Source organism: Microbacterium sp. Bi128 (assembly GCF_918698205.1).
Map to the genome: position 1 here is coordinate 1 of NZ_CAKKMM010001224.1, position 1,538 is coordinate 1,538.

Here is a 1,538-nt window from a genome sequence, read left to right on the forward strand (position 1 = left end):
TCCCGGCCTCTGCAACGGCGGTCACCGCAGGACCCCCAGCTGCTGCAGGCGCTCGATGGTCTCGGCGTCGAACCCGTTCTCCAGCAGCACCTCGACGTTGTGTTCGCCGAGTCGCGGGGCCACCCGGCGGATGGTGGGCGGGGTGGCGGAGAGCCGGATGGGTGCGTTGAGCATCTTCACGGTGCCGACGCCGGGGTGTTCCGCCTCGACGATCATGTTGTTGGCGTGTGTCTGCGCATCGGCCAGGGTCTGTTCCAGGGTGTGGACCGGGGCGTTGAGCAGCCCCTGGTCTTCGAGCCGGGTGGTCCAGTATTCGGTGGTGTTGGTGGCCATGCGCTCGCGGAAGATCGCCTGCAGTGCCGGCTTGTGCTTGAACTGCTGTTCGAGGTTGGCGAACTCGGGCCGCAGCGTGAGGTCCTCGTCCAGGCCCAGGGCCTCGGAAATGCGCAGCAGCGGGTCCGGGGTGAAGCCGCCCACCATGCAGACGGCGCCGTCGGTGGTTTCAAAGACGCCGCTGAGCGGCATGGCGCCCCAGTTGACCTCGTAGCCGCGGTTGAGCTGCATGCAGGCCTCCTGCATCTGCAGGTGCAGCATGGAGTCGTACATGGTCACCTCCACCTTCTGCCCGACGCCGGCGGACTCGCGGGTGCGCAGTGCCAGCAGGATGCCCTGCATGAGGTGCATGCCCGTGATGTAGTCGCACAGCGTGGTGGGGTAGATGGCCGGTTTCATGTCATCGGACTCGCGCCGCCACATGACGCCGGAGTAGGCCTGGGCGATCGCGTCCTGGCCGCCCTTGTGCGAGTAGGGGCCCTCGGGGCCGAAGCCGGTGCCGGAGGCCCAGATGATGCCCGGGTTCTGCTCCTTGAGGTCCTCGTAGCCGAAGCCCATCCGCTCCATGACGCCGGAGCGGAAGTTGCTGACCACGACGTCCGCGTCGGCGAGCAGCCGGTGGAGGACGGCTTTGCCCTCATCGGTGCGGGTGTCCACGGAGATGCTGCGCTTGTTCCGGTTGATGGACAGGAAGATCGGGTTGTCCTGGCCGTCCTTGTCCGGGAACGAGTTGCGGGAGATGTCTCCGGCGCCGGGGCGTTCCACCTTGATGATGTCCGCGCCGTAGTCGCCCAGCAGCTGGGTGCAGGACGGGCCCATGAACACCTGGGTGAAGTCCACGATCTTGATTCCCTCGAGCGGGAGCGGGGTGCCGGCCTCAGCGGCGGCGGTTGCCGCCGTCGTGCCTGACAGCAGGTCGTCGATGACGGTGCTCATGCCCCCACCACCGCGTCCACGTCAAGGGTGGCGTTCGACGACGGGACGTCGCCCGGGTCCGCGCCGTGCCGGCGCATGCCCTGCTGGATGTCCAGGGCGGAGACGTCGCGGACGAGGGTGCCGTTCTGGATCGCCAGGGCGGCGGCGACGCCGACTGCCTGGCCCATGGCCATGCAGGGCGGGATCTCGCGGGACATCTTCTGGGCCTCGGGGGTGGCGGAGTAGTGCCGGCCGGCGACGAGCAGCTGGTCCACTTCCTTGGGCAGCAG

The 1,538-nt window shown here is 68.3% G+C and carries 2 protein-coding genes; both read right to left on the minus strand.

The window, feature by feature from the left end; all coding sequences use genetic code 11:
* Positions 1–21: 21 nt before the first annotated feature.
* Positions 22–1,269, minus strand: a complete 1,248-nt coding sequence (locus LQV45_RS31470; protein ID WP_230011308.1) for a CaiB/BaiF CoA-transferase family protein — start codon at positions 1,267–1,269, stop codon at positions 22–24.
* Positions 1,266–1,538: FAD-dependent oxidoreductase (locus tag LQV45_RS31475; RefSeq protein ID WP_230011310.1), on the minus strand; the 273-nt coding region annotated here is incomplete at its 5' end. The genes LQV45_RS31475 and LQV45_RS31470, both read right to left, overlap by 4 nt.